The sequence below is a fragment of the Anaerosphaera multitolerans genome (genome assembly GCF_004006535.1).
Lineage (GTDB): Bacteria > Bacillota > Clostridia > Tissierellales > Peptoniphilaceae > Anaerosphaera > Anaerosphaera multitolerans.
Genome location: NZ_RLIH01000017.1, coordinates 11,780 through 34,368, shown reverse-complemented (window position 1 = coordinate 34,368; position 22,589 = coordinate 11,780). Strand labels below are relative to the sequence as shown.

The following is a 22,589-nucleotide window of genomic DNA, read 5'->3' as shown; positions in this document are numbered from 1 at the left end:
ATGGAAAGTAGAAGTAAAACTATTCCAACATTAGAGGAAATTCAAAGTTTATATGAAACTGATTTGAGAAATGAAGCATTGCAAAATATAGAAAATTATGATGAAGAGGAAAATATATTTTTAAAAAGATTTCGAAAAACAGAGAAGGTAGAGGTTAATAAAACCACAGAAGAAAATTTTTATTATAAAAAATACAAAGATTATATTAAAAGGGAAAAATTAAAAAAAGAAGAAGAACTGGAGGAAATTAGAAATTCAATAGATTATGAAAAATTTCTCTTGCGCTGGGAGAGAAGAGTTAATAGAGAAAAAACAAACCGTCATAGCAGTAATTCCGCAACAAGATACAGAGTGGATAGAATAAAGGAATTGGAAAGGGAATTGGAAACTCTTTTAAAGGAGTCACCCGAAGCTTGGGAAGTCTACTATAAACAAGAACTACTTAGGGATATAGAAACTCAACACCAGCAAAAGTTGGTTACAAGTCCCTATGTACTGGAGGCAAAAGAAAAAGTTGTAAGTTCTCTTGAATTGGGAAAACCCGTCTATATTGTGGGACATTTGGGAAGCGGAAAAACTCAACTGGCAACAGAGGCCGCTTTGGAATTTACTGTGGAGAATAGAATTCAATCCGAATTGGAAAAAGAGATGAACGATTGGATTAAAGATAATATGGAGTGTTCGGAAGAAGAAGCTTTTAAAAAATTTATAGAACTTAATAAAGAGAAGAGAAAATATTATAGCGACATACTGCTAAAGGGCAGTAAAGAAGAGTTAGAGGAGTTACAACCTTTATTTATTTCAGGGTCCTATAATTTAACTTATGAGGATATGTTTGTGGAAAAGACTTTATCCTTGGAGCAAAGTTTTTCAGAGAAGTCTTTTTCGGATTATTTAAATATGATAATTGTAGATTTTTATAGTTGGTTGGAAGAACATAAGGACACATTAAGCGAGATGACGGAAGAAGAGCAGCTTCAACTTAAAATTCAAATATGGAAGAGTTTTTCGGATTTATTAGTTGCAAGTAACAGTGCCTTCGGAACAGAAATTAAAAAAATAGAAAGAGAGATTTTAATAGCGGTAAAAGAGGGTAGGACAGTAATTGTAGATGAACTTAACACCATAGCAATGCAAAATTTAATAGGCTTAAATGACATCTTGCAAAAGCGAGTTGGAAGTACGGCTTATATTACAGGTGTGGGACCTGTATATATTAAACAGGGTTTTGGATTTATTGGAACGGGAAATCTATCTACGGAGAATGTAAACTATGAAGGAACTAATGAACTTAATCCTGCCTTTAAATCCCGTCTTACTACAATTGAATACAATTATCCGCCTCAAGAAATTGTAGGTTCTCTTTTTGAACAGGAAAATCCCAAAGAAAATGAACTTTTTAGAATAATTATAGCCAGACTTGCAGATGACAATGGAAATATATATCTTCCCAATCCCAAGAAAACTTTGGAGGAGTTATTTAGATTTGCTCAGCTAAGTAAAGTAACTCAAAATGTATTTATGGGAAAGTGGGATGACGGTATTGAGCAGACCTTTAGTTCAGATGAAGTGGAACTTAAAGAATCAGTACTTTCAATTAGGAATATTTTAAATGTTTTGGACAATTGGAACTTTGGAGAAGAAAAGGATTTAAGCAAAGCGCTTTGGGATGGTTTTATAAGTTCAATAACAAATCCAGATGATCAGAATTATATACTTTCTCAAGCTGTACGATTTGGTTTCTTTTCTGAAAGTGAAGGCTGGAATGTAAGGACTAAAAAAATCGGAAGTGCTTTAAGTAGCTATAGTGAGATTAGAAAATGGGAGTATAGTTATAGCAGAGCTGAAGTTATGCCTTTAAGCTACTTGGATTTACTTTATTTGGCCTTTGGTAGAGAAAATCAGAGAAGAGAAATCCCCCAAGAGTTAAAAATATACTTTAAAGAAGAAATTATGCCTAATATTGATGTGGAGCAATATCAAATATTAGATAAAAAACTGTCACATTTAGAACATTCAAAACATCTGCTTGAGCTTACAGAGGATGAGTTAGATGGATGACTTATTACAAGAAAGAATTTACTTTAAAGAGCAAGTTGAAGTTTTAAGAAGAAAACTTAATAAAAGTAAAGAAAATGGCATATTGGAAGAGAATTTTAAAAGTGAACTTAAGGAGTTGTCGGATTTAGAGGACAAAATTTTAACAGCCTTAGTTCCCTATTATAGGGGAAAGGACAACTTCACTACTTTTATAAATATAGAAGATACTCTGGAAATTAAAAATATAAAAAACAACAGCTCTATAAGAAAAACATACTTTATAGATGAAAAACTATACTTGGTAAATACTTTGGAAGGTGGAATTTATTTTTTAAATATAAATAGATTAAAGGATGAAACCATTGAAATAAATTGGAGCTCTCCTTTGGAAAAAATAAAAGAAAAAGTAGTATGGGCCAAAAAAATAGAAAAAGATAAGATGGTTTTATTTACGGCTAAAAATAAGATTTATCTTTTTAAATCAAACAAATTTAAAAATACTTTGGAGTTTGCTGAAAATTTAAAGTTAGGGGCGGTTTATAATTTTAATATTTCAAAATGTATAGCTTTAAATGAAAATTTCTATGTAGTAGAGGATGGATATGGGAAATTAAATTTATTGGAGTTTAAAGATGAAGAAGTATTAAAAGTTTTTGAAACAGATGCTTTTAATTGTACTGCTATGGCTTATGTTGACGAAAATACTTTTGCTCTGGGGACGGATGAGGGAAAGTTGTTCCTAATAGAGGTAAGTAATGGGGAGTTTAAAATTATAAGAAAAGAAGAAATTTTTTCCGGGAAAGTTAGAAATCTTACTTTATTGGAAGATGAAAAGGGATTTAAAGATAAGTTAATGATTTTAGGTGATGAAGGTAAATTAAAGATAGTATCACTTAAAGAATCGTCGATAAAATCTTATTCCCTTAAAGGTAATTTGTTTTATGGTGTATCTAAAGAGGGTACGGCCATAGTTTTAAGCGAAGATGGAATTATGTATCTATTTGAAGAAAATTTTGGGCAGTGGAGTTTAAATGAAAAAAACATCTATGAAGATTTATTTTTTACAGATTTATTGCAGTTTGAAAATTCTAAATACTTAGCTGTGGACCTGGATAATAATTTTAAGTTAATTGATGTAAAAAGAATTAGAACAGCAGAGGATTTGTGGAGTAGGAGTTGAGGTGAAGTGATGTTTGAAATTGATGAAAAAACTTTAATAGAGGAATCTAAAAAACACTTTGAGGAATTTTTATTGCGTGAAAAGCGTTCCCTATCAACCTTTACCGGAGATTCTAATCTTGAATATGTAGCTGATGAATGTTTGGAAAAATTTGTATTTAAACCGGCTCAGGGAATATTATTTCTACCTTTGGCAAGTTTTTTGGAAAGAGAGTTAGATGACAATGAAATATTATTCCACATATACTATGAGCTTGCCCTGTATCCTGACTGGAAAAATAATACGAAGAAGTATTTAAATAGGAGAGAAGATTGGCGAAAAGAAATTGAACATATGACTGAATATATTTTAAGTATAGTAAAGAAAAAGAATTTAGAAGAATTTTACAACGATAAAATAATTTATCAATATGTGGAAAGGGAAATTTTAGATTTCTTATATTCCTTTGATAAGTACTATTCTTTTTTAAGAGTTTTGCAACTTTGTCCAATTTATAGAGAAGAGGAAAATTTCGTAAAAGTAATTTCATATATGAAAAGTATTGGCAAAAACAGGGATAGCCTTTTTGAAATGGGGAACCACAAGGTATTTATAAATACCTTTTTATATATTGAGTTGTATGGAATGGGGGTTGAGTTAAAGGAGGAAGTAAAAGAGGAATTTGAAAATAAAATTTTTAATAGAGATATATATTCCTTTTTACGCGGGGAGTTAATAAGACAAATTAACAAAGGAGATGGAATTGAAAGGCGAGATGACTTAGTGCGCTCTTTTATTTACCCAATATATAGAAAACTTTGGGAAGGTGAAATTTCAAAAATGTCCTTTAGTAGAAAAGGTATGGAGGATTTAGAAGGACAGGAGTTTAAAGGAGAAAGAGTAAAGGGAGAACTGGAATCCAGTCAAGAGGAAGTTAGAACAATACTAAAGGAAATGGAGGAGTTACAGAAAAATTCTAAAACTCAAAATCTAGGGCAAAGTAATTTAAAAGAGTATGGAATTAGTAAATTAGATTTTCTCACATTTAAGTATTATTCGGACTTAATGAGCACAGAGCGGGAGTTGATGAAAGAATTTTGGCGTAAATTAATTGGAAGTGCCAGAAGGGAAGTAAATGTGGAGGTAAGAGAGCAGATTAGAGGAAAGCTTGATGTAGATAGTTTAATTAAGTATTATCCTGATTTTATAGAGGCGGAAAAAAAGGGAAGTTATAAGAATTTAAAACTTTTTAACAGGTACTTATTAAGCGATGAAAATAAAATCTTACCTGAAAAAATTGAAATTTCCTTTGTAATTGACAATTCGGGTTCTATGAATGAAGAAAAAATAGAAGAAGCGAGAAAGGCCTTGGCAGTAACACTGTTATCCATTGACGATTTCAATAATTACTTAAAAGCAAATAGTAATAAATTAAATCAAAAAATAGAGGCTTTAAGTGAAACTTATTTTTTTGGAAGTGATTGTCATAAAGTGAAGAACTTTAATAGTAGTTCTAAGGAGAAAGAGGAAAGTGAAATAATAAAATCCATAGTCAGATTAAATGGTGAAGACGGCTCCACAGATGATGCAAATTGTCTAAGGGAGATATCCGACTCAATTACAAGTTTAGAGGAAAGAAAACTGAAAAAAGGAAAACTGATAAAAATAATTTTTGAAATTACCGACGGTGCCTCAAGTTTTCCCGGAGCTACAAGGGAAGTAATTGATGAACTTTTAAATAAAAATGTAGAAGTTTATGGATTTCAAATAGGAGAGACAAATGAACGAAGCAGGAAAGTTTTTAATTACGTTTGGAATGAAAATTATAGCAAGCCGCGAGGAATAATTTTAGGTGAGAACGTGGGGAAACTTCCAAGGGAGTTATTAAAAGCCGTTTCAAAAAATATGAGTGAAATATTTATAGGAAGTAGATAGTTAAATTCAAAAATACCGCCTTATTAGACGGTATTTTACATTTTAGAACTTTAAATACTGTAAAATTAATGATTATTTTACTTTGGCAATTAATTGGATAATATTAAAATATTTTCCGCCTTCAGCCTCCATCATTTTAATATCTCCGGCAACAACGGGATGGTAAGCTTTTAACCATTCACTCCATGCCTCTTGGGTACTTTGCATTTCACTAATATTTACAATTATTTCTAAATGAGATGCCAATTCTTCTGATAGACGCATGGCATTTGGACCCATCATGTGAGTTTTTAAAAATTCCATATTTTTTTCATTTGATATAAATTTATTGGTAAATGTAAACATAGTTCTTACTTTCTTAAATCTTACAGTGAAAAGGTAGCAAAAAATTGTGCTATAAAAAACTATTAAATAGTTGGTCTTTAAATCTATAAGGTATTTTTACAAGACAAAATAAGCAGATAAACTGCCTTAGAAATTTATTATAATCAATTTAAAACTCTATAGAACTACGCTCATCAATACACTCTTGTTTACAATAACGAAGCTGGAGCCATATAGTACATATGAATTTGACATGGACAACGAAAATATAAGCGGACATTGGATTGGTATATTTACCTTTGACGGAGAAAATACCACTGTTGATTTTACAGAAGATGTTAGACCTAAAAAATTTTGGATGAAACCCTTTATCAAAAAATATTTAAACAAACAACAAAGTACATATATAAAGTATCTAAAGAAAGCTTTGGAGAGAAGAGTGGAGACTAGGGAAGTTATTCCAAATTTTGAAGAATAAAGAGAGCAATATAACTTAGATATAAGCTGAAAGTAGATTAAAAATAAGTACAAGTGATTTTGAAAAGGTATTGAATATATATTTTGTGATAAGTATATTATCAGTTCTATAAGAAACTAAAGAGTTATAAAATAAATATTTAATTAAAGATAGGACAAAGCTAGAAGATTATTGATTAGAGTACTTTGTTATAAATTATAGTCCTTTATTAAATCATCTGTTAAAGGTCCGGTTAAAATTATTTCATAAACGTAAGATTGTATTGGTCTTTTTACTAGAAATTATCCCGCTAAAATATAAAACTACAATATCTCTAATTTTGTAAGAAGTTATAAAATCATCTAGTCTTGACTTAAAGAAATTTAATAAGAAATTTCCATTAAATAGCAGAAAATTGCCTCTTACTACATAAACTATAATAAGAGGCAAAGGGGTGATATGTGAAAAGAATTATGTTAATCACAATATATCACGAAAGATTAAATCTGAAAGCACTATCTAAAAACAAAGTATTAATCTTTGAAATGAGTGCAATTCTATATTATTATAATGCTATAAGAGTAAGTAAAATCGGTATGAGGTGATGAGAATGAAATTGTTATATGATTTTAATACGATTTCGTGGATGATTTTACAAATACTTTTGGGGATTGCAATAATTAATCAACTGAGATAAATAATTGCAAAAGAAGTGGAAAACTTTATAAGAGATAAACAACGAAAGAAGATCGACTGTAGTTTAAAATTTTACTTAAAGAAAAACCAATAGAGCGAAATAATATTAAAAGAGAGTACTGACGAAGGTACTCTCTTAATGTTTTATATTATATGATTTTTATAGTTGTTTTTAGAAAATAAAAACAAAGAGAATACAAAATACTAAAACAAAAAGTATTTTTATGTTCTAAAGCAACACAAAATACAGTATGTATGGTGGAGGCGGTGGGAGTTGAACCCACGTCCGAAAGCCCTTCCCAGTCAGTTTCTCCGAGCGCAGTTAATTATTTGGGATTCGGTTTAAAACTCCAATTAACAGGATTTTCAAACTATATTGCCATTGATACCCCCTCTGTTATGGCAACTTGCAGAGTTTCGTTTCCCACTGAATTTGACACCTATTTGAAAGCCGTGGGGCTCTTTCAATAGATGAGCTGCAGCTTAGGCAGCTAACGCGTAATTTTCGTTATCGTTTGTTTTTGTTGAAGCTTTTATCGTTGTTCCTCACAACGGCTCGCTACTAAAAGTTTCAGACCCCCGTCGAAGCCAATTTCGCCCCCTTGTACTATTATTATATAAGAATAATCAAGGAAGGTCAAACTTTGATTTTTCCATTTTTATATAATAAATGAAAAATTAAATATCCTGTTAATCCTCCAATAGTATTTAAAAATAAATCATCAATATCCACAGAACGGCCTATAAAAAATTGAATAAATTCAATAAATAAACTGAAAAAAACACTGGCTAAAAAAGTTTTTGAAAATTTTCTAAACCCCTTATATATTATTGGAAGAAGTAATCCCAAGGGAATAAAAATAAGAATATTTCCCGCAATATTTAAAAAGGCATTGTGAAAATTGGAATACTTAACATAGCTAATAATGGTTTTAAAGGGTATTAAATTTACACCCCATGCACCTGAAGTAATTCTATCTTTAAAATCGCCAACAAAATCAAAATTTTCAGCACTTAAATCTATACCTGAATTGGCAATTAATACGTTAGGTGTAAATAAAAATAAGCATAAAACTGAGATATAAGCTATAAACACGCTTAGTAAAACCTCTCTTTTGGGAGAGGAGTTCTTCTTTAAATAGCTGAAGTACTTAGTTCTTACTATTGAAAAAATGGAAAAGGTCAAAATAAAAACTATTATCCCTCTAATGAGAAAGTAGAGTATTAATTTCATTTTACGTCCCAGTCTTTAAAAGTTTTTATGGCATAATCATTTTCAGTTTTTATTTCATTCCAAAACTTTTCAGAATATTTGTCATAGACAGCTACTGTTTTAATTCCAATATCCTTAGCAGCATTAAGAGCAAATCTGGCATCATCAAATAAAAATATTTTATCAGGAACAACCTCAAGTTTATCTGAAATTAATTTAAAGAACTTACTATTATCTTTATTTGTTTTTATTGAATGGACTGTTTGAACAAATTTAAAATGTCTCTTTAAATCAAATCTATCTAGTAAAGGCTCAATAAATTCATAATTTGTAGCAGTACCAAGAACTACATCATATCCTAAGTCATTATATGCTTCAACAGTTTCAAATGCATCTTCCTTAGGTTTAGCTTCATTGATATAGTAGTTTATAATAATTTTTTTAAAATAATTGTAAATATCTTGGGCACTGTCTTTTAAATTATAATATTCTTTTAAATAGGCAGAGCTTAAATTAAGACTCATAGTGGCCATAGTTTGCGAAACTTCATCTGTAAGAATTAAATTTTTATCTTCAACAAAGGTTTTTTGTAAATTTTCCCACATATCCATAGAGTCTATAAGTGTTCCATCTAAATCAAAAACAACAGCTTTCATAATATCCCTCTTTTCATCTTAGTTATTATATATTGAGAAAAATATGATGTCAATTATCTAAAATTCAAAATAGGTCTTGACAAAAGAAAATATAAATCATATAATTTATTAGTAATTGCTTCGGGGTGTAGCGCAGTTTGGTAGCGCACGTGGTTTGGGACCATGGGGCCGGGGGTTCAAATCCTCTCACCCCGACCATTATATTTTTTATAAATAAATCTTTGGATAAAAGGATTTTATTCATATTAATAATAGAAATTTTGTAGACGAGTGCGTCTGCTTTTTTTTGCTCTTTTTTATCGTATTTATTCAAATCTCTAACAGAATTAATAAAATCTTATATTTTTAAATCAGTGTTACTTTTTATATTTCAATTATAAAACAATGTCATTATGTTCTATATTTAATCGTATAAAATTCATAAATGATTTATGAATTTATTTAATTAATAACCCTATTATTTATAAGTTTTTAATTAGCCTATATAAAAATGAAATCACATATGTATGATCCAATACTGGAATGTGATTTTGTATGAAATTATATTTATACAAATATTAGCTGCAAGAAATATTGCTTTAAAAATAGTACAATAGTTGTAAATATATTAGAATAGTAAATTATGTAGAAATGTAGGCGTTTAACTATGGAGAACGACACAATATTTATATATTTTTATTTAATTATCTTATTTAATATAAGTGTCTAATTAGCGAATATAAAAAGAACGTTTATATATAATCTAACAATTTAACATATTTTTGTATTGAGTAGTATTTATACAAATATTCATATCTTGAAATAGTGATTGTTATCAAGTACAATAATAGTCATAAATATATTGAAATAGTAAAGAATATAAAAGGGAGATGTTTAATATGAATAATAATGCGATAAAAAGAGTTATAGGATTTTTATTGGCATTTATCGTAGTTTGCATTTACATATTACCTATAAGTACTTCATTGGCAAAAGATGCAGCAGAAGATATAAGTGGACAAATTAAGTCGACTAAGGTTTTAGAAGAAAATTTAATGGATGAAAATATAGACCTAGTAAACAGTGAAAATGTAGAAAGTAAAGAAGTTATTAAATTGAATGAGACTGAGGAAATTAATGAAAACTTCTCAGAAGCTGACAATTTAAATGAGGTTAAAAAAACTCCTACTAAATCTTCAGAAGATAATCAAGGAAATAGTAAAGAAACTTTTAATAAAGAGTTTTTTGATGAAGATGTTTTTTTAAATAAAGAAAGTATAGCTGAAGTAACAGATTTTCAAGAATTAAAAGCTTCTATTGCAGACTCGTCAATTAAGTCAATTAATATAGTTGGAGATATAACAATAGAAGAACCTTTAATAATAGAACATTCAGTTTTAATTGAAGGTAACAATAATACTTTTATTGGAAATGCAGCTGAAAATGAATTTATGTTTAAAATTAAAAATAGAGAGGCATCTGTAACGTTCTCAAATGTTGAGTTTAATGGTAATAATAATGGAGCGATTTATAGTGAGACTGATTTAAGTTTAAGACATTGTAGCTTTAAAAAGCATAAAATCGAAGGTGGAGTTGGCGGAAGTTTTAACTCAGGGGTTATAACTATATTTGGAGATTACAAAAATGCTGATGAGGTAAACTTGCTTATAGAAGAAAGTATTTTTTTTGAAAATAGTAATGGCTCAGGCGGAACTGCTTTAAATATTGAAGGTTACGTTTGTACAGAAATTAATAATAGTGAGTTTAATAATAACAATAATAGTAATTGGGGTGGAACAATTTTTATTCAAACATCAGGAGATTCAAATTCTTATTCCAGTTTTAAACTAGCAAATTCTTATATAGAAAATAATATAATAGGATCACAAGGTGCACCTATCTATATCTCAGGCAGAGTAAATATGAATGTTGACAATGTTGCTTTAAAAAGTAATACAACTAACGGTACAATGTTTACTTCAGGAGGCATATATTATAGCGGTTGGACAAAGGCACCAGGAAAAGTGGAAATTAAAAATTCTGTTTTCGAAAATAATAGACCAGGTGCTGCATCTATAAATTCACATGGGGAGACCTTAATAGAAAATTCAAAATTTATAAATAATCAAAATGATGATAATGGGGGAGCGTTATATTTAAGTCCACAAAGAGAAAGTGACCACAATGTTAAAATTATCGATTCAACTTTTACTGGAAATAGTTCAAAAGCTCATGGTGGAGCTGTTTATGGCACAACTGTAAAAGCAGAAAATTCCATTGATAATGAACTGAATATTGAAATAATAAATACTTTGTTTGACAATAATACTGCTGGTACTGAATATGGCGATGGCGGTGCAATTTGTGTTTATACTCCTAGGAATGGACCTTCCAATTCTAAAGTATATGGGAAGATAAATCTAAATATCTCAGAAAACTCCAAATTTACTGGAAATAGTTCAAAAGCTCATGGTGGAGCTATTAGTGCAGAATCATTAAATGTGGATCCTAAAATTTCAATAAATATTAAAGAAACAGAGTTTATTGGAAATAGTACAAAGTATTATGGTGGAGCAATACAAGTAGATGGAATAAAAAAACTTGAAGTATCCGAGTCGAATTTTGATAAGAATAAAGTATCAGATTTTGGTGGAGGAGCAATAAATGTAAATGATTCAACTAGATTGCAGGGAAGTACCGAACCATCAAAGGTAGAAGTATATATTAGAGGCAGCTCTTTTAAAGAAAATAGTTCAAATGCACATGGAGGAGCAATACTGGTAGATGCGACTAAAACGATGGAGGTAAGTGGTACGGAGTTTAAAGGTAATAAAGCTAATCTTAGTGGTGGTGCCATAAATTTCTTAGAGAGTATTGAAAACGGATTTATAAATTTAGATAATAATGTGTTTACTAAAAATACAGCTGTTAAAAATGGTGGAGCAATTAACTTACTTCCTAGTGAAGATAGAAAGACATCAGATGATGACTTTATTTATTATGAACCTGTTACAATAAAAAATACAAAATTTAGCGAGAATATTTCGGGAAGAGGATTTTATTACTTAGATGAGGCTAAATATCCAAAGATACAAGGTGTTTACAATACAAATGTGGAAAATGTTAATCAGCTTTCAGGGGATAAGACCATTAATTATCCTACAGGTGTAAAATATAATAAAGCTTATAATAACTATGATGTAAGTTTTGTTGGGGGATTAATAGTTGTCTATGATGGTAATGGATATAATTCAGGTGAAGTTCCTGTTGATGATAAAATTTATGAAGTAAAAGATATTGTAAATGTTCTAGGTAAAAATACAGTAAATAGAGAGGGATATAATTCCTAGGATGGTCCGAGGATAAAAATGCAACAAAACCGACTTATGTAGAGGGAGATACTTTTGTAATAGAGAAAAATACAATTCTTTATGCAGTATGGGAGAAAATAGATGGTGAAAATCCTTGGTGGCCAATGGGGACGATAACCTCAAAGTTAAATAAAGATAATCACTATGCCTACATGATTGGTTATCCTGATGGAAGTTTTAGACCGCAAGGCAATATTACAAGAGCGGAAGTAACTACTATATTCTTTAGAATGATGACCGATGAATCAAGAAATAAATACTGGAGTACGACTAATGACTTTGGTGATATACAAAGTATAGACTGGTTTAACAATGCAATTTCCACAATGAGCAATGCTGAAGCTGTAACAGGATATCCTGATGGAAGTTTCAAACCTGATGCAAATATAACCAGAGGTGAATTTGCAACAATGGCGTCAAGATTCCTATCAGATTATGGGAATTTAACTAATTATAAGTTCACCGACATAAAGGGCAATTGGGCAGAAGATTCCATTAAGAAATTGGCATCTCACGGACTTATAAACGGTTATGAAGACGGAAGTTTTAAACCTGATCAACTAATTACAAGGGCAGAAACAGCAACATTGGTAAACTCTGTACTTGAGAGAACGCCTCATAAAGATAATTTATTATCAGATATGAAGAGATGGTCAGACAATTCTGACACTAGTGAATGGTACTATGCTCAAGTTCAAGAAGCTACAAATTCTCACACTTATACCAGAACCAGTGTAACTGATAAGGAAGTTTGGCAAGAGTTGTTGCCGGTTAGAGATTGGTCAGCACTTGAAAAAGAGTGGAGTAGTTCATATTCTTCAGTGGATATTAATGGAGTAACTAAATAAAAATTAAAAAAGAAATGAAATTTTTGTACTGACCCAAAAAGTTGGACAAATAATTAAGCTGTTAATAAGGACAAAGTTCTAAAATTTATAGGACTTTGTCCTTTTAAATTTGTTTTAAATAATAGAATTTAAATATAGATTAAAAAATAATTCTGATGGTTATTTATAGTATTTTTCAAGAAAGTATATGTACTAATAAAGTATATATACTTTTTTTATAAAAAATTTGAAAATAATTGTGGTTTCTAAAAAAAGTCTTTTTGTTTTTTTAGAACATTTCTACGAACGTCATTATTACAAGCTCCATTGGTGCCACTAAAATGTATTTTAAAAGCACAAAAAGATCATATGATAATTTATTGTATTTATTTTATACAAAAACATAGCTTTTTAAATTAAAAACAGTTATAATAAATAAAAAAAATGAACATTAAAAAAGTATTGTTTTGCTGCCAATTAAAACATTTAAAATGTTTCAATTGTTTTTTTATGCGTAATTGGGTCTTTTTATTGTTCAAATTAATCACTAAGGGTAGCAAAGGGGGCATGTGATTGAGAGATTTGTTAAAAATAGTTTTTTAGAAATATAAAATACTTTAAATCACGCATATGTCAAACTGGGAATAAAATTTATAAAGTAGTGATTTCAAAGGTATTGTTCACAAGGAGGAGATGTATGAAAAAAAACAAAATATTAACTTTATTTTTAGTAGCTATTATGTTTACCAGTTTAGTTACACCAATGAATAAAGTGGAAGCGCGAATTGAAGGGAATACAGAACCCGGGACAGATTATTTAACAGCAGAAGATTTGTTGCAAAGATACATTAATGTGGCAGGGGGCTTAGGACAAACTCAAAATTATAATTTTGATTATGGTAAAGATGCCCCAGTATATGATCAACTTTCATTAATCAGATTTACTCAGACTGCATCAGCAAAAATTGGAGGCTATGCCCTAGATGCTCAAGGGAAAGTTTGGTCTTGGGGATACAATATTTCTGGAAGAGCAGGAGTGAATCAAACAGCGGAACAACAAAGATATCATGGCGGATTAAGAAGAATTCCTTACTTTGTAGACAAGAATATAAATATAGTGAAAATAGCTGCAGGCTATGAAACGGGATATGCCTTATCAGATAAAGGGAAAGTATATGCTTGGGGACGTGGTCTAGAAGGTCAAATGGGTAATGGAACTAATTCACTGTCTAATTTGTCTCCTGTGGAAGTTCAAATCCCAAATGAAATAGTTGACTTTTATCCTGCAAAGGCAAATCAGGCACACCATGTAGCGGCAGTAGATATAAACGGTGATGTTTGGATGTGGGGATATGCTGATAACGGTAGGATTCCAAATGCTGCAGGTTACCTGTCTAAACCCAAAAAAGTTACTTCGCTATCTGCAAATGAACATAAATTTATAAAAGTTGCTCCGGGAGATAACTATACTTTAGCTCTAGCTGATGACGGTACGGTATGGTCCATGGGCAATGGAGTTTATGGAGCTTTGGGAAATGGTAGAACAGCAGGTATTACCAGAGAATTTAATAAAATAGAAACTTTGTCTAATATTGTTGCAATAGATTCCAGCTATTCTAGGAATGTAGCTTTAGATAGTAATGGAAATGTATATGAATGGGGACAGATTTTCGAGAGAGCTGGAGCTGGTGCATATAGAAGTATATCTACTCCGGAAAAAGTAGAAATAGCTCAAAGTGATATTGATTATGTTGGTTATACTCCAATTGCAAAAAAAGTATTTGCAGGAGAGTCAGTATCTTTCTTTATTGACCAAAAAGGTAGGACCTGGGCTTGGGGAGATGGAAGATACTTTGGTCAATCCAGAGAAGGTGGTTATGAAGATTCAAATGACGTTAGAACTAAGGAAGCGTATCTATATCCTAGAATTATAGGTGATGGAGATACTCAAATTTATGATAGGAGCGAAAAATTTCCTAAATATGTTACAGAGACAAACAGTAAGATAGCAAATGGGAAATTAGGTTATGGCTTTAATACTCTTCATCCGACTGCTTGGGACGAAGTATATATGTTAAAAGATAAAAATGGAGTAGTTCTAGATAGTGACCATAATCAATTAGAGTATAAAAATGGATATTATTATAAAAAAGGAACTAAAGAAAAAGGAATGCCTGCAATAGATCCTAAGGAAACTTGGATTGACCTTACATTTCAACAACCCGGATATATGTATGATATTTCAACTGAAAGATCATCATCTGTATTTTTAGATTTATCTGGAAATATATTTAAAACATCAAATGACGGTTCAGGCTCAATTGCTTGGGGTTGGGACTATGATGATAAATACTTCACATATAATGCTTCATATAATAATAAGAAGGTTGGAATTGCTGATTCATATGTTTATGAATTTGTATATATGAGAGGCTTACCGACAAAGACAGAACCTGTTATTACAAAACCTGAAATGGAAAATGTAAAAATTTATAAAAATGATCCAAGCTATAGGGCATTGGAAGTTAAATTAACTGCTCAGGTACCTGAGCAAATTAAAGATGATAATTTAGGACTTGTAATAGATTCAGAGCTTGAATCTGTGGACTGGGTATTCGTTCCATATGATATGGAGAATCCGGATGCTGTTAATTTAAATATAAGTGGCGAAACGAAAAAGATTTCTGATCCTGTTACTGGAATAATCAAAGAGGTAAAAAGTGAATTTGATGAGTTAATGGAAAAAACAGATGCAGATGGAGCATTAAAATATAAAAGCGGAACTATTAGAGATGGAGAAGCGGAACCGTTAAAACCGGGAGAAAGAGAAATACCGATTTCAGTTGAAGTTGAAGACAATGGAATTTTATTTGTTAGATCTTCATTCAATCAGTATGGAACTTCAAACGGAACAGTTAGTGCAGTAATAGTTGATAATTTCTACACCAAAGCACCAATTGTTCATAATGGTGTTGGAAATGCATCAAACTTTGAAGATTATGGTGGAGTAAAAAATATTCCTGTATACGCTAACACTAATGACAATGTTGTGAAAACAAATGATGACAGCGAAGATACTAAACTTGATTTTGAAGAATCTAAAAAACTAATAGGATTTCCACTAGATGTAAAGGGAGAAGTAATAAATTCTAAACCTATACTAAAGGGCAATGAAGTTATAAAGGATATTGAACCGACTTTTGGATATGACGTAGTAGAAGTTTCTAGTTATGAAGCTGATAAATTTGAAAAAGATGGTTGGAATTTATTGGACTTAGATACTGGAGAAGAGACAACTGAAATTCAAAAGTACCCGGCTATAACTTTGGATGATAAGCAAGATTTTACGATGATAGATGGAAAAATAGAAGAAGTGGAATATGTCTTTAACTATAGAGCAAATTCAAATGTGCTATCGGAAATATTAGTGGAAGCACTGGATATAACAGAAGATGCTGTAGAAAAAGATGAACATTATGCATATATAAGGGTTTCTAATGCAAATGAAGAAAAAAAGGGCGGTAGATTCTTTATATTCAGTAAGGAATATGCCGAAGACTCTACAAGAGATAAAAAACCTATAGATGTATTTGATCCATCAAATCTACTTGGAGTTTTTGAATCGGAAAGTGGAGTGTTAGATACGAGAGACAATGAAGAATTTTATAATGTATTAGCTGCTATACATGGTGGAGATGGAAATGGGAAAATCATGAGAAATATAGCTAATGAAGAAAATCCTTATCCTATAGAAGCTGTATTCCAAGAAGGACCGATCACTATCGATGAGGAAACAGGAAGACCGATGGATTTTGGTCCGGGACAAAAGTTATTATCTGATATTGGTCTTGCTAAAGTAGTTGAAAAAGATATAGGAAACTTAGCAAGTATAGAAATTACTAGAGTAGACTCAATTAGAATTTTGTTTACTGCAGAAGAAGGCTCAATAATTACAATATATGACGAAAATAATGAAGTTATAGCAATTGATGAAGGAACCGGGCAAAAACAAATTATAAGATTTGAAGAGCAAGATGCAGGAAGCGAATTAACCATTATTGTTGAAGCTAAGGGAAAGGTGAGAAACGTAATAGTTCTCACGGTAGATTAAAGGATAAATCTTAGATACATAGATGACTCATCTGTGTATCTAAGGGATATTAACAAAAGAAAGGAAAGGTGTATATGGCTAGTAAAATGAAAAATTTTCAAAGGAAAATGGCTTTACTGCTCGCGTTGATATTTGTTTTAGCGACACCGTTAGAGGCACTTGCACAAACTGTTAATAATGGACAAGTATTGGCAAATGAAGTTGTTGAGGTAGAATTACCGGAGGAGGGATCAGAAGAAGAAATATTAGAAGATGTACTAGTAGAAGAATTTCCGCAAGAGGAAATAGTAGAGGAGTTACTTGAAGAGGAAGAAGCTCAAGTAGATTTATCTGTTAATTCAGATAGAGAGGCAATATCTAATGGAGAGGAAATATTAATAACTTCAGAAATAATAAACAGCAGTAATGCAGTAGCAAAAAATGTAGTTTATGAATTTGAAGTGCCAGAAGGGTTTGAGTTAACAGGGACTAATCATGAAGAGATTTTGGAAAAGGTAAATAATGTTTTTCAAGATCCGTTTCTAGAAAATATTAACATTAATAATACTTTCCAGCAATATATGAATTTTGAAGATGGTTCAGATGAAAGAAACATCTATAGAATTTTATTTGGAGATATTAATCCGGAAGAGAGAATAAATATAGAGACAACTTTAAAAGCAGGTTCAGTTGAAGAATCTAAAACAGTAGAATTTAAGTCTGTCATTAAAGGAGATAATTTCTATGAAGTTGAAGGCTTTTGTGAATTTGAAGTAAAAGCAATAGAAACAAATGATTTTACTGATATTACTGCGCCGGGAACAAAAGTATTTAAAATTAATAAGGACTCAAATCAAGAGATAGATATAACTGAGGAAGTACATTACTATTTAGAAAGTCAACAACAACAATTAAATACTAGAGCGAGATTTTCTAGAGCGGTACCATCTGCTCCTGCAGTAAATGACCCGAATTTTCCACTTTATGTTGATTTTGTAATCAAAGTAAACTATAAAAAAGCGGACGGTTCTGCATATGAAATGTCAGACTATATTACAGACCCGATAACTATTAATTTAAAAGCAACTTATGTTGGAGATAGTCCTCAAGGAGGAGGAGTAGTATCAAAGGATGTAACTGATAAGCTTACTCCTAAAAATATACAGATAGGCTTAAATGATGTATATGGAAACGGTGGAGAAAAAGACAAGGATTTATTTGTAGAAGATGTGGTTATAGACGGATTTACAAATATTGGAGACTATCTATCTACAAACTTCTATGCAACTGTAGATAGTTCAGTATTTAAAACTACACCTGATGGACAGAGCCTAGATGCATATATAACTTTATCGGAAAGAACAGGTGGAAACGAGGCTGTACCTGAAATGATTATTACATTTATAGAAAATCCACAGCCAGATGGAACATTGGGAACAGCAAAAATAAAGAAAAAAGTTTTGAATGAAACAAAAAATGAATCTCAGTATGCAGACAGTACAGTTGCAGATTTAGGAGATATCGTTTCATATAAAATAGAAATAGAAAACAAAGCGAATACAGTTAATGAAGTAACTTTTGAAGATGTACTAGATAAAAATCTAACGGATATAGAGTTAGTAAAGGGCGGTTTAGCTGCTGATGATGTAATTGAATATGACGAAACAACTAATACAATAAGTGGTTCCGCATCTGTACAGTCAAAGGGAATAAAAACATTTATTTACAAGGCAAAAGTAGGTAGAGATGCTTACGGGGATATAAGAAATACTGTAGTTATGACAAGGTTAGCAGAATATAAGGGCATAATATCAATGCAAGAAGAAGATAAAATTTTGTTAGCTGATGACGGAGATATTATTGAAATTACAGATGTTAACGGAGTTACAACAGAAATAATTATAAAAGGTGATAAAGGTTTTATACAGACTATAGAAGAGGATTTTTCAGATGTAAAAGTTAACTTGGGAATAGGCGTATTTAACACTACTAAGACAGTTGATAAAGTGACAGTAAATCCGGAAGATACAGTAACATTTACAGTAAGAGCGAAAAACGAAGGAGCAACAAATACCTTAATTAAAGGTGCGGTAGTAACAGATGATGTTCCGGCAATCTTTGAAGATGTAAGAGGAACTGCAAAACTAGTAAAAGCAGGACAAGCTTCAGGAGAAGGGACAAATATAGCAGTAGTAAAAAATGGGAACAAATTAACTACGACAGCTGTAGATTTAGTTGGTGGAGAAGAAATCATCTTAACTATAACAGCAAAAGTTAAGAAGGACGCAAAGATAGGACCGTACACAAACATAGCAGTAGTAACCGGAGTTGGACCGGATGGCAAACCATTAGATCCAGATGAAGGAAAAGTAGATGGTAATGTAGCTGAACCGGGACATACAAAAGTTGCATCTGCAGATAAAGTAAAACCGGGCGAATCTTTCTTCTATATTATTACGATTAAAAATACATCAAGTGAAATAAAAGAAAACATTCTTGTAGAAGATAAAGTACCGGCAGGTTTAACAATAATAAATACAGAGCCGACAGCAACAGTAAGCGGACAAAATATTAAGTATACTGTGGCTAGTCTAGCGCCTGGAGCAGAAACAATACTTAAAATTAATGTAAAAGTAAATGATGATGTAGAAGTAGGAACAATATTTGAAAACGTGGCTGTAATAGACGGAAAAGAAGTACCTGATGAGGAAAAGCCTGAGGTAGTACCTGGAATAGGTGAATTTAAAACTACAAAAACAGTAGATAAGGTAAATGTAAATCCGGGAGACTCAGTAACATTTACAGTAAAAGCGAAAAATAATGGTAAACCCAATACATTAATTAAAAATGTAATAGTAACAGATGATGTTCCGGCAGTTTTTGAAGATGTAAGAGGAACTGCAAAACTGATAAAAGATGGTCAAGATTCAGTATTAGGAACAAATATACCTGTAACTAAAAATGGAAATAAATTAACTACAACAGCTGTAGATTTAGTTGGTGGAGAAGAAATCATCTTAACTATAACAGCAAAAGTTAAAAAGGATGCAGTAATAGGACAATATACAAATATAGCAGTATCTACAGGAACAGATCCGGAGGGAGAACCGTTAGATCCGGATGAAGGAAAAGTAGATGGAAATGTGACTGATCCGGGACATACAAAAGTTGCATCTACAGATAAAGTAAAACCTGGTGAAACTTTCTTCTATACTATTACGATTAAGAACACAACAAGTGAATTGAAAGAAGATATTGTTGTAGAAGATAGTGTGCCGACAGGTTTAACAATAATAAAGACAGAACCGACAGCAACAGTAAGCGGACAAAATATTAAGTATACTGTAGCTCGATTGGCAGCCGGAGCGGAAACAACGCTTAAAGTCACTGTGAAAGTAAATGATAATGTAGAAGCCGGAACAGTATTTGAAAATGTGGCTGTAGTAGGTGGAAAAGAAGTACCTGATGAAGAAAAACCGCAAGTAGTACCGGTACCGAGTTTTAAAACCAAAAAAGAAGCATATCTAAATGGACAAAAACTAGGCGAAAATTCGACAGTAACACCGGGAGCGGAATTAAAGTATGTAATAAAGATAGAAAATACAGGAAATGTAGAGTTAAAGAATGTACAGATAGAAGATAAATTAAATAAATCTGTGGAGTATATTCAAAATAGCATATCTGCTCCTGTAGGTTCCACAATAGTAGAAAGAGACGGAGTAATAAGCGGAACAATAGCTAGTATAAAAATAGGAGAAACAGTAGAGATATCTTTTAAAGTTACTGTTAAAGTTGCGGGTTTAACAGAAGATGCAAATGCGAAGAACGTAGCTGCAGTATCTCCTGAAGAGGTGGAAAATCCAACAGATCCTGAGAATCCAAAGGTACCTGTGGAACCACAATACCCGGAGACGCCGGAATTACCAATAGACCAAATTTCATCTTCGGAAAAAACTAAAAAAGCGTATTTAATTAGTGATGAATCAGAAGAAGAATTAATAGGTCAAATGATTCGTCCGGGTTCATTAGTAAAATATGTAGTTAAAATAAAAAACACCGGTAATATACCGATGACAAATATAAATTTTGAAGATGAGATCAATGAGAATGTAATAATAAAAGATTACAACTCTGATGATGGGACTGTTTTAACAAATGATAATGGAGTAATCAAAGGAGTAATTAATTCTATAGCTCCGAATAATACTGTAACAATTACGATTAATGTACAGGTAAAAACAGAAGCTGAAGGTATTCAATTTGGAGCAAATGTTAAAAACTCTGCAAAGGTTGATGATGAAATTGTTCCAACTCCTGATATACCGGTAGCTATGGTTAAATTTAATGTGCCGAATAAGAAAATATACAAAGAAAAAGGCTATGAAGGATTACCTGTAGAAGTAACGGCAACTTTTGGAAAAGGACGTTATATTCCTGAAATGAAATATGTCTTAATTCCTTTAGATATTCAAAATTCAAATATATATAAATATCTTAACAGTGAAATATCAGAAAGAGATTTTGATGTTCTATATACTCAAGCTGATAAGAGTTTAAAGGGATTAGTGGACAGAGAAGTCCTAGATGGAGTTGTTAAGGGATTAGTAGATGTGGAAGATAATTATATTCTTTTGGTTAAATCTACAACTGTGTTTAATAACAAATCCGAAGTTGCTATAGGTTCAGCTTATATAGATAACTTCTATACTCCAATATCTATTAAACATAAAGGTATAGGAGATGCAAGCAATTTAGCTACTCATGGTGGAGAAGAAGGTCAATTGGTTTATGATTTTACAGATGAAAATGTTGAAAAGATTAACAATGACAATTTAGTTCCAATAGGATTTCCATTAGATGCTAAAGGCAAAGTAATAGATAGGATTCCTGATGGAACATCCGGTATAAAAGCTGGAGAACCTACATTTGGATATGATGAAGTAAAGATTACAAGTTACCATAAAGATAAGTTTTCATCAGTTGGTTGGGACTTGGTTTTATCTAATCCATCAAATGAATATGAAGTATATAGCACAAAATTAGATGGAAAATACAATACTGAAAATAATGAAGTAGTTGTAGAAAAATCTTTAAAATATATTTTTGACTATATTGGCAATAAAAACCTACTATCCATAGGAGAAGCCGAAATAATTTATATGCAGGGAACTGTAAAAGATAAATTCTTCGCTAACGTAGAGTTTAGAAATGCAGATGAAAATTCAACAAATAAGAAGGGTAAAGTTTATATATTTAAAAAAGGTGTTGTAGAAGAAGGAAAAACAAATCCAAATGAAGTATTTAACAGTTCTAAAATATTAGGCGTGTTTGATACAGATGTAAATGGAAAAATATCTACACAGGATAATGATGTTCTAGCAGCTTTATTAGTAAAGGAATATGGAGGAGATCTTCAAGGTAATAAGCTACTTAGAGTACCTGTACAAGGAAGCGATAAAGTAGATAAACCGATTTATGCAGTATTCCAAGAAGATGGGAAATTACTTTCAGATATATTCTTTGATAAAGTAAAAAGTTCAGAAGTAGATGAATATACAGAACTTGATGTAACTGCGACTTATGTTACTAGGGTTAGATTGGTTACTGAAGAAGGAGCTAAAATTAATATATATAATAATTCTACAAATGAACTTGTTTCTGATCTTAATGTAATAGGAACAGGGAAGGCTCAAATGGTATATTTTAATAAAACTATGAAATCCGGAGACACAATACGAATCACTACGCAAAAAGAAGGTAAACGAGCTAGTATCGACATTAGAACTATAGATTAAATTAGATCATATCTATAAGAGAGATATTTGTCTCTCTTATAGATATA

General features: G+C 31.2%; 11 protein-coding genes, 1 tRNA gene and 1 other RNA gene. 9 read left to right on the top strand and 4 right to left on the bottom strand.

Annotated features, from left to right (window positions below; all coding sequences use genetic code 11):
- The 3 genes from EF514_RS09570 to EF514_RS09560 are packed head-to-tail and all read left to right on the top strand — an operon-like array spanning position 1 to position 5,134.
- Positions 1-2,061 (top strand): P-loop NTPase family protein, encoded by a 2,061-nt coding sequence (locus EF514_RS09570; RefSeq protein WP_127725227.1) that lies wholly within the window; start codon positions 1-3, stop codon positions 2,059-2,061.
- Complete coding sequence (locus EF514_RS09565; protein WP_127725226.1) at positions 2,054-3,220, top strand: hypothetical protein; 1,167 nt, start codon at positions 2,054-2,056, stop codon at positions 3,218-3,220. Before EF514_RS09570 ends, EF514_RS09565 begins: the two co-directional genes overlap by 8 nt.
- A 9-nt stretch (positions 3,221-3,229) precedes the next feature.
- On the top strand, positions 3,230-5,134 hold the full coding sequence (locus tag EF514_RS09560) for a vWA domain-containing protein (RefSeq protein WP_127725225.1): 1,905 nt from the start codon (positions 3,230-3,232) through the stop codon (positions 5,132-5,134).
- A 72-nt stretch (positions 5,135-5,206) separates the two neighbouring features.
- Here the strand turns inward: EF514_RS09560 and EF514_RS09555 are convergent, their stop codons facing one another.
- Positions 5,207-5,437, bottom strand: coding sequence for a hypothetical protein (locus EF514_RS09555; protein WP_205666435.1), 231 nt, complete (start codon positions 5,435-5,437; stop codon positions 5,207-5,209).
- A gap of 274 nt (positions 5,438-5,711) precedes the next feature.
- Here EF514_RS09555 and EF514_RS09550 point away from each other — a divergent pair, with 274 nt between their 5' ends.
- Entirely contained in the window at positions 5,712-5,936 is a 225-nt protein-coding gene (locus EF514_RS09550; RefSeq protein WP_164845587.1) for an SRPBCC family protein, read from the top strand.
- A 931-nt stretch (positions 5,937-6,867) separates the two neighbouring features.
- Here the strand turns inward: EF514_RS09550 and ssrA are convergent.
- The 3 genes from ssrA to EF514_RS09535 all read right to left on the bottom strand — a co-directional run bounded on the left by ssrA (position 6,868) and on the right by EF514_RS09535 (position 8,480).
- Positions 6,868-7,213: a transfer-messenger RNA gene (gene ssrA, locus EF514_RS09545) on the bottom strand.
- Between the two features lie 35 nt (positions 7,214-7,248).
- On the bottom strand, positions 7,249-7,845 hold the full coding sequence (locus EF514_RS09540) for a VanZ family protein (RefSeq protein WP_127725222.1): 597 nt from the start codon (positions 7,843-7,845) through the stop codon (positions 7,249-7,251).
- Positions 7,842-8,480, bottom strand: coding sequence for an HAD family hydrolase (locus EF514_RS09535; protein WP_127725221.1), 639 nt, complete (start codon positions 8,478-8,480; stop codon positions 7,842-7,844). The genes EF514_RS09540 and EF514_RS09535 overlap by 4 nt, the downstream gene beginning before the upstream one ends.
- 121 nt (positions 8,481-8,601) lie before the next feature.
- Here EF514_RS09535 and EF514_RS09530 point away from each other — a divergent pair.
- The 5 genes from EF514_RS09530 to EF514_RS09510 all read left to right on the top strand — a co-directional run bounded on the left by EF514_RS09530 (position 8,602) and on the right by EF514_RS09510 (position 22,542).
- A tRNA-Pro gene (locus EF514_RS09530) sits at positions 8,602-8,678 on the top strand.
- 680 nt (positions 8,679-9,358) lie between these two features.
- On the top strand, positions 9,359-11,809 hold the full coding sequence (locus EF514_RS09525) for a pectate lyase-like adhesive domain-containing protein (protein WP_164845586.1): 2,451 nt from the start codon (positions 9,359-9,361) through the stop codon (positions 11,807-11,809).
- Between the two features lie 125 nt (positions 11,810-11,934).
- Entirely contained in the window at positions 11,935-12,678 is a 744-nt protein-coding gene (locus EF514_RS09520; protein WP_127725219.1) for an S-layer homology domain-containing protein, read from the top strand.
- Between the two features lie 676 nt (positions 12,679-13,354).
- Positions 13,355-16,768, top strand: a complete 3,414-nt coding sequence (locus EF514_RS09515) for an RCC1 domain-containing protein (protein ID WP_127725218.1) — start codon at positions 13,355-13,357, stop codon at positions 16,766-16,768.
- A 74-nt stretch (positions 16,769-16,842) separates the two neighbouring features.
- Positions 16,843-22,542 (top strand): isopeptide-forming domain-containing fimbrial protein, encoded by a 5,700-nt coding sequence (locus tag EF514_RS09510; protein ID WP_127725217.1) that lies wholly within the window; start codon positions 16,843-16,845, stop codon positions 22,540-22,542.
- The last annotated feature ends 47 nt before the right edge of the window (positions 22,543-22,589 follow it).

Excerpts from the sequence above, each read along its gene's own strand:
- EF514_RS09570 (WP_127725227.1), top strand. The coding sequence starts at position 1 with ATGGAAAGTAGAAGTAAAACTATTCCAACATTAGAGGAAATTCAAAGT.
- EF514_RS09565 (WP_127725226.1), top strand. The coding sequence starts at position 2,054 with ATGGATGACTTATTACAAGAAAGAATTTACTTTAAAGAGCAAGTTGAA.
- EF514_RS09560 (WP_127725225.1), top strand. The coding sequence starts at position 3,230 with ATGTTTGAAATTGATGAAAAAACTTTAATAGAGGAATCTAAAAAACAC.
- EF514_RS09555 (WP_205666435.1), bottom strand. The coding sequence starts at position 5,437 with ATGGAATTTTTAAAAACTCACATGATGGGTCCAAATGCCATGCGTCTA.
- EF514_RS09550 (WP_164845587.1), top strand. The coding sequence starts at position 5,712 with ATGGACAACGAAAATATAAGCGGACATTGGATTGGTATATTTACCTTT.
- EF514_RS09540 (WP_127725222.1), bottom strand. The coding sequence starts at position 7,845 with ATGAAATTAATACTCTACTTTCTCATTAGAGGGATAATAGTTTTTATT.
- EF514_RS09535 (WP_127725221.1), bottom strand. The coding sequence starts at position 8,480 with ATGAAAGCTGTTGTTTTTGATTTAGATGGAACACTTATAGACTCTATG.
- EF514_RS09525 (WP_164845586.1), top strand. The coding sequence starts at position 9,359 with ATGAATAATAATGCGATAAAAAGAGTTATAGGATTTTTATTGGCATTT.
- EF514_RS09520 (WP_127725219.1), top strand. The coding sequence starts at position 11,935 with ATGGGGACGATAACCTCAAAGTTAAATAAAGATAATCACTATGCCTAC.
- EF514_RS09515 (WP_127725218.1), top strand. The coding sequence starts at position 13,355 with ATGAAAAAAAACAAAATATTAACTTTATTTTTAGTAGCTATTATGTTT.
- EF514_RS09510 (WP_127725217.1), top strand. The coding sequence starts at position 16,843 with ATGGCTAGTAAAATGAAAAATTTTCAAAGGAAAATGGCTTTACTGCTC.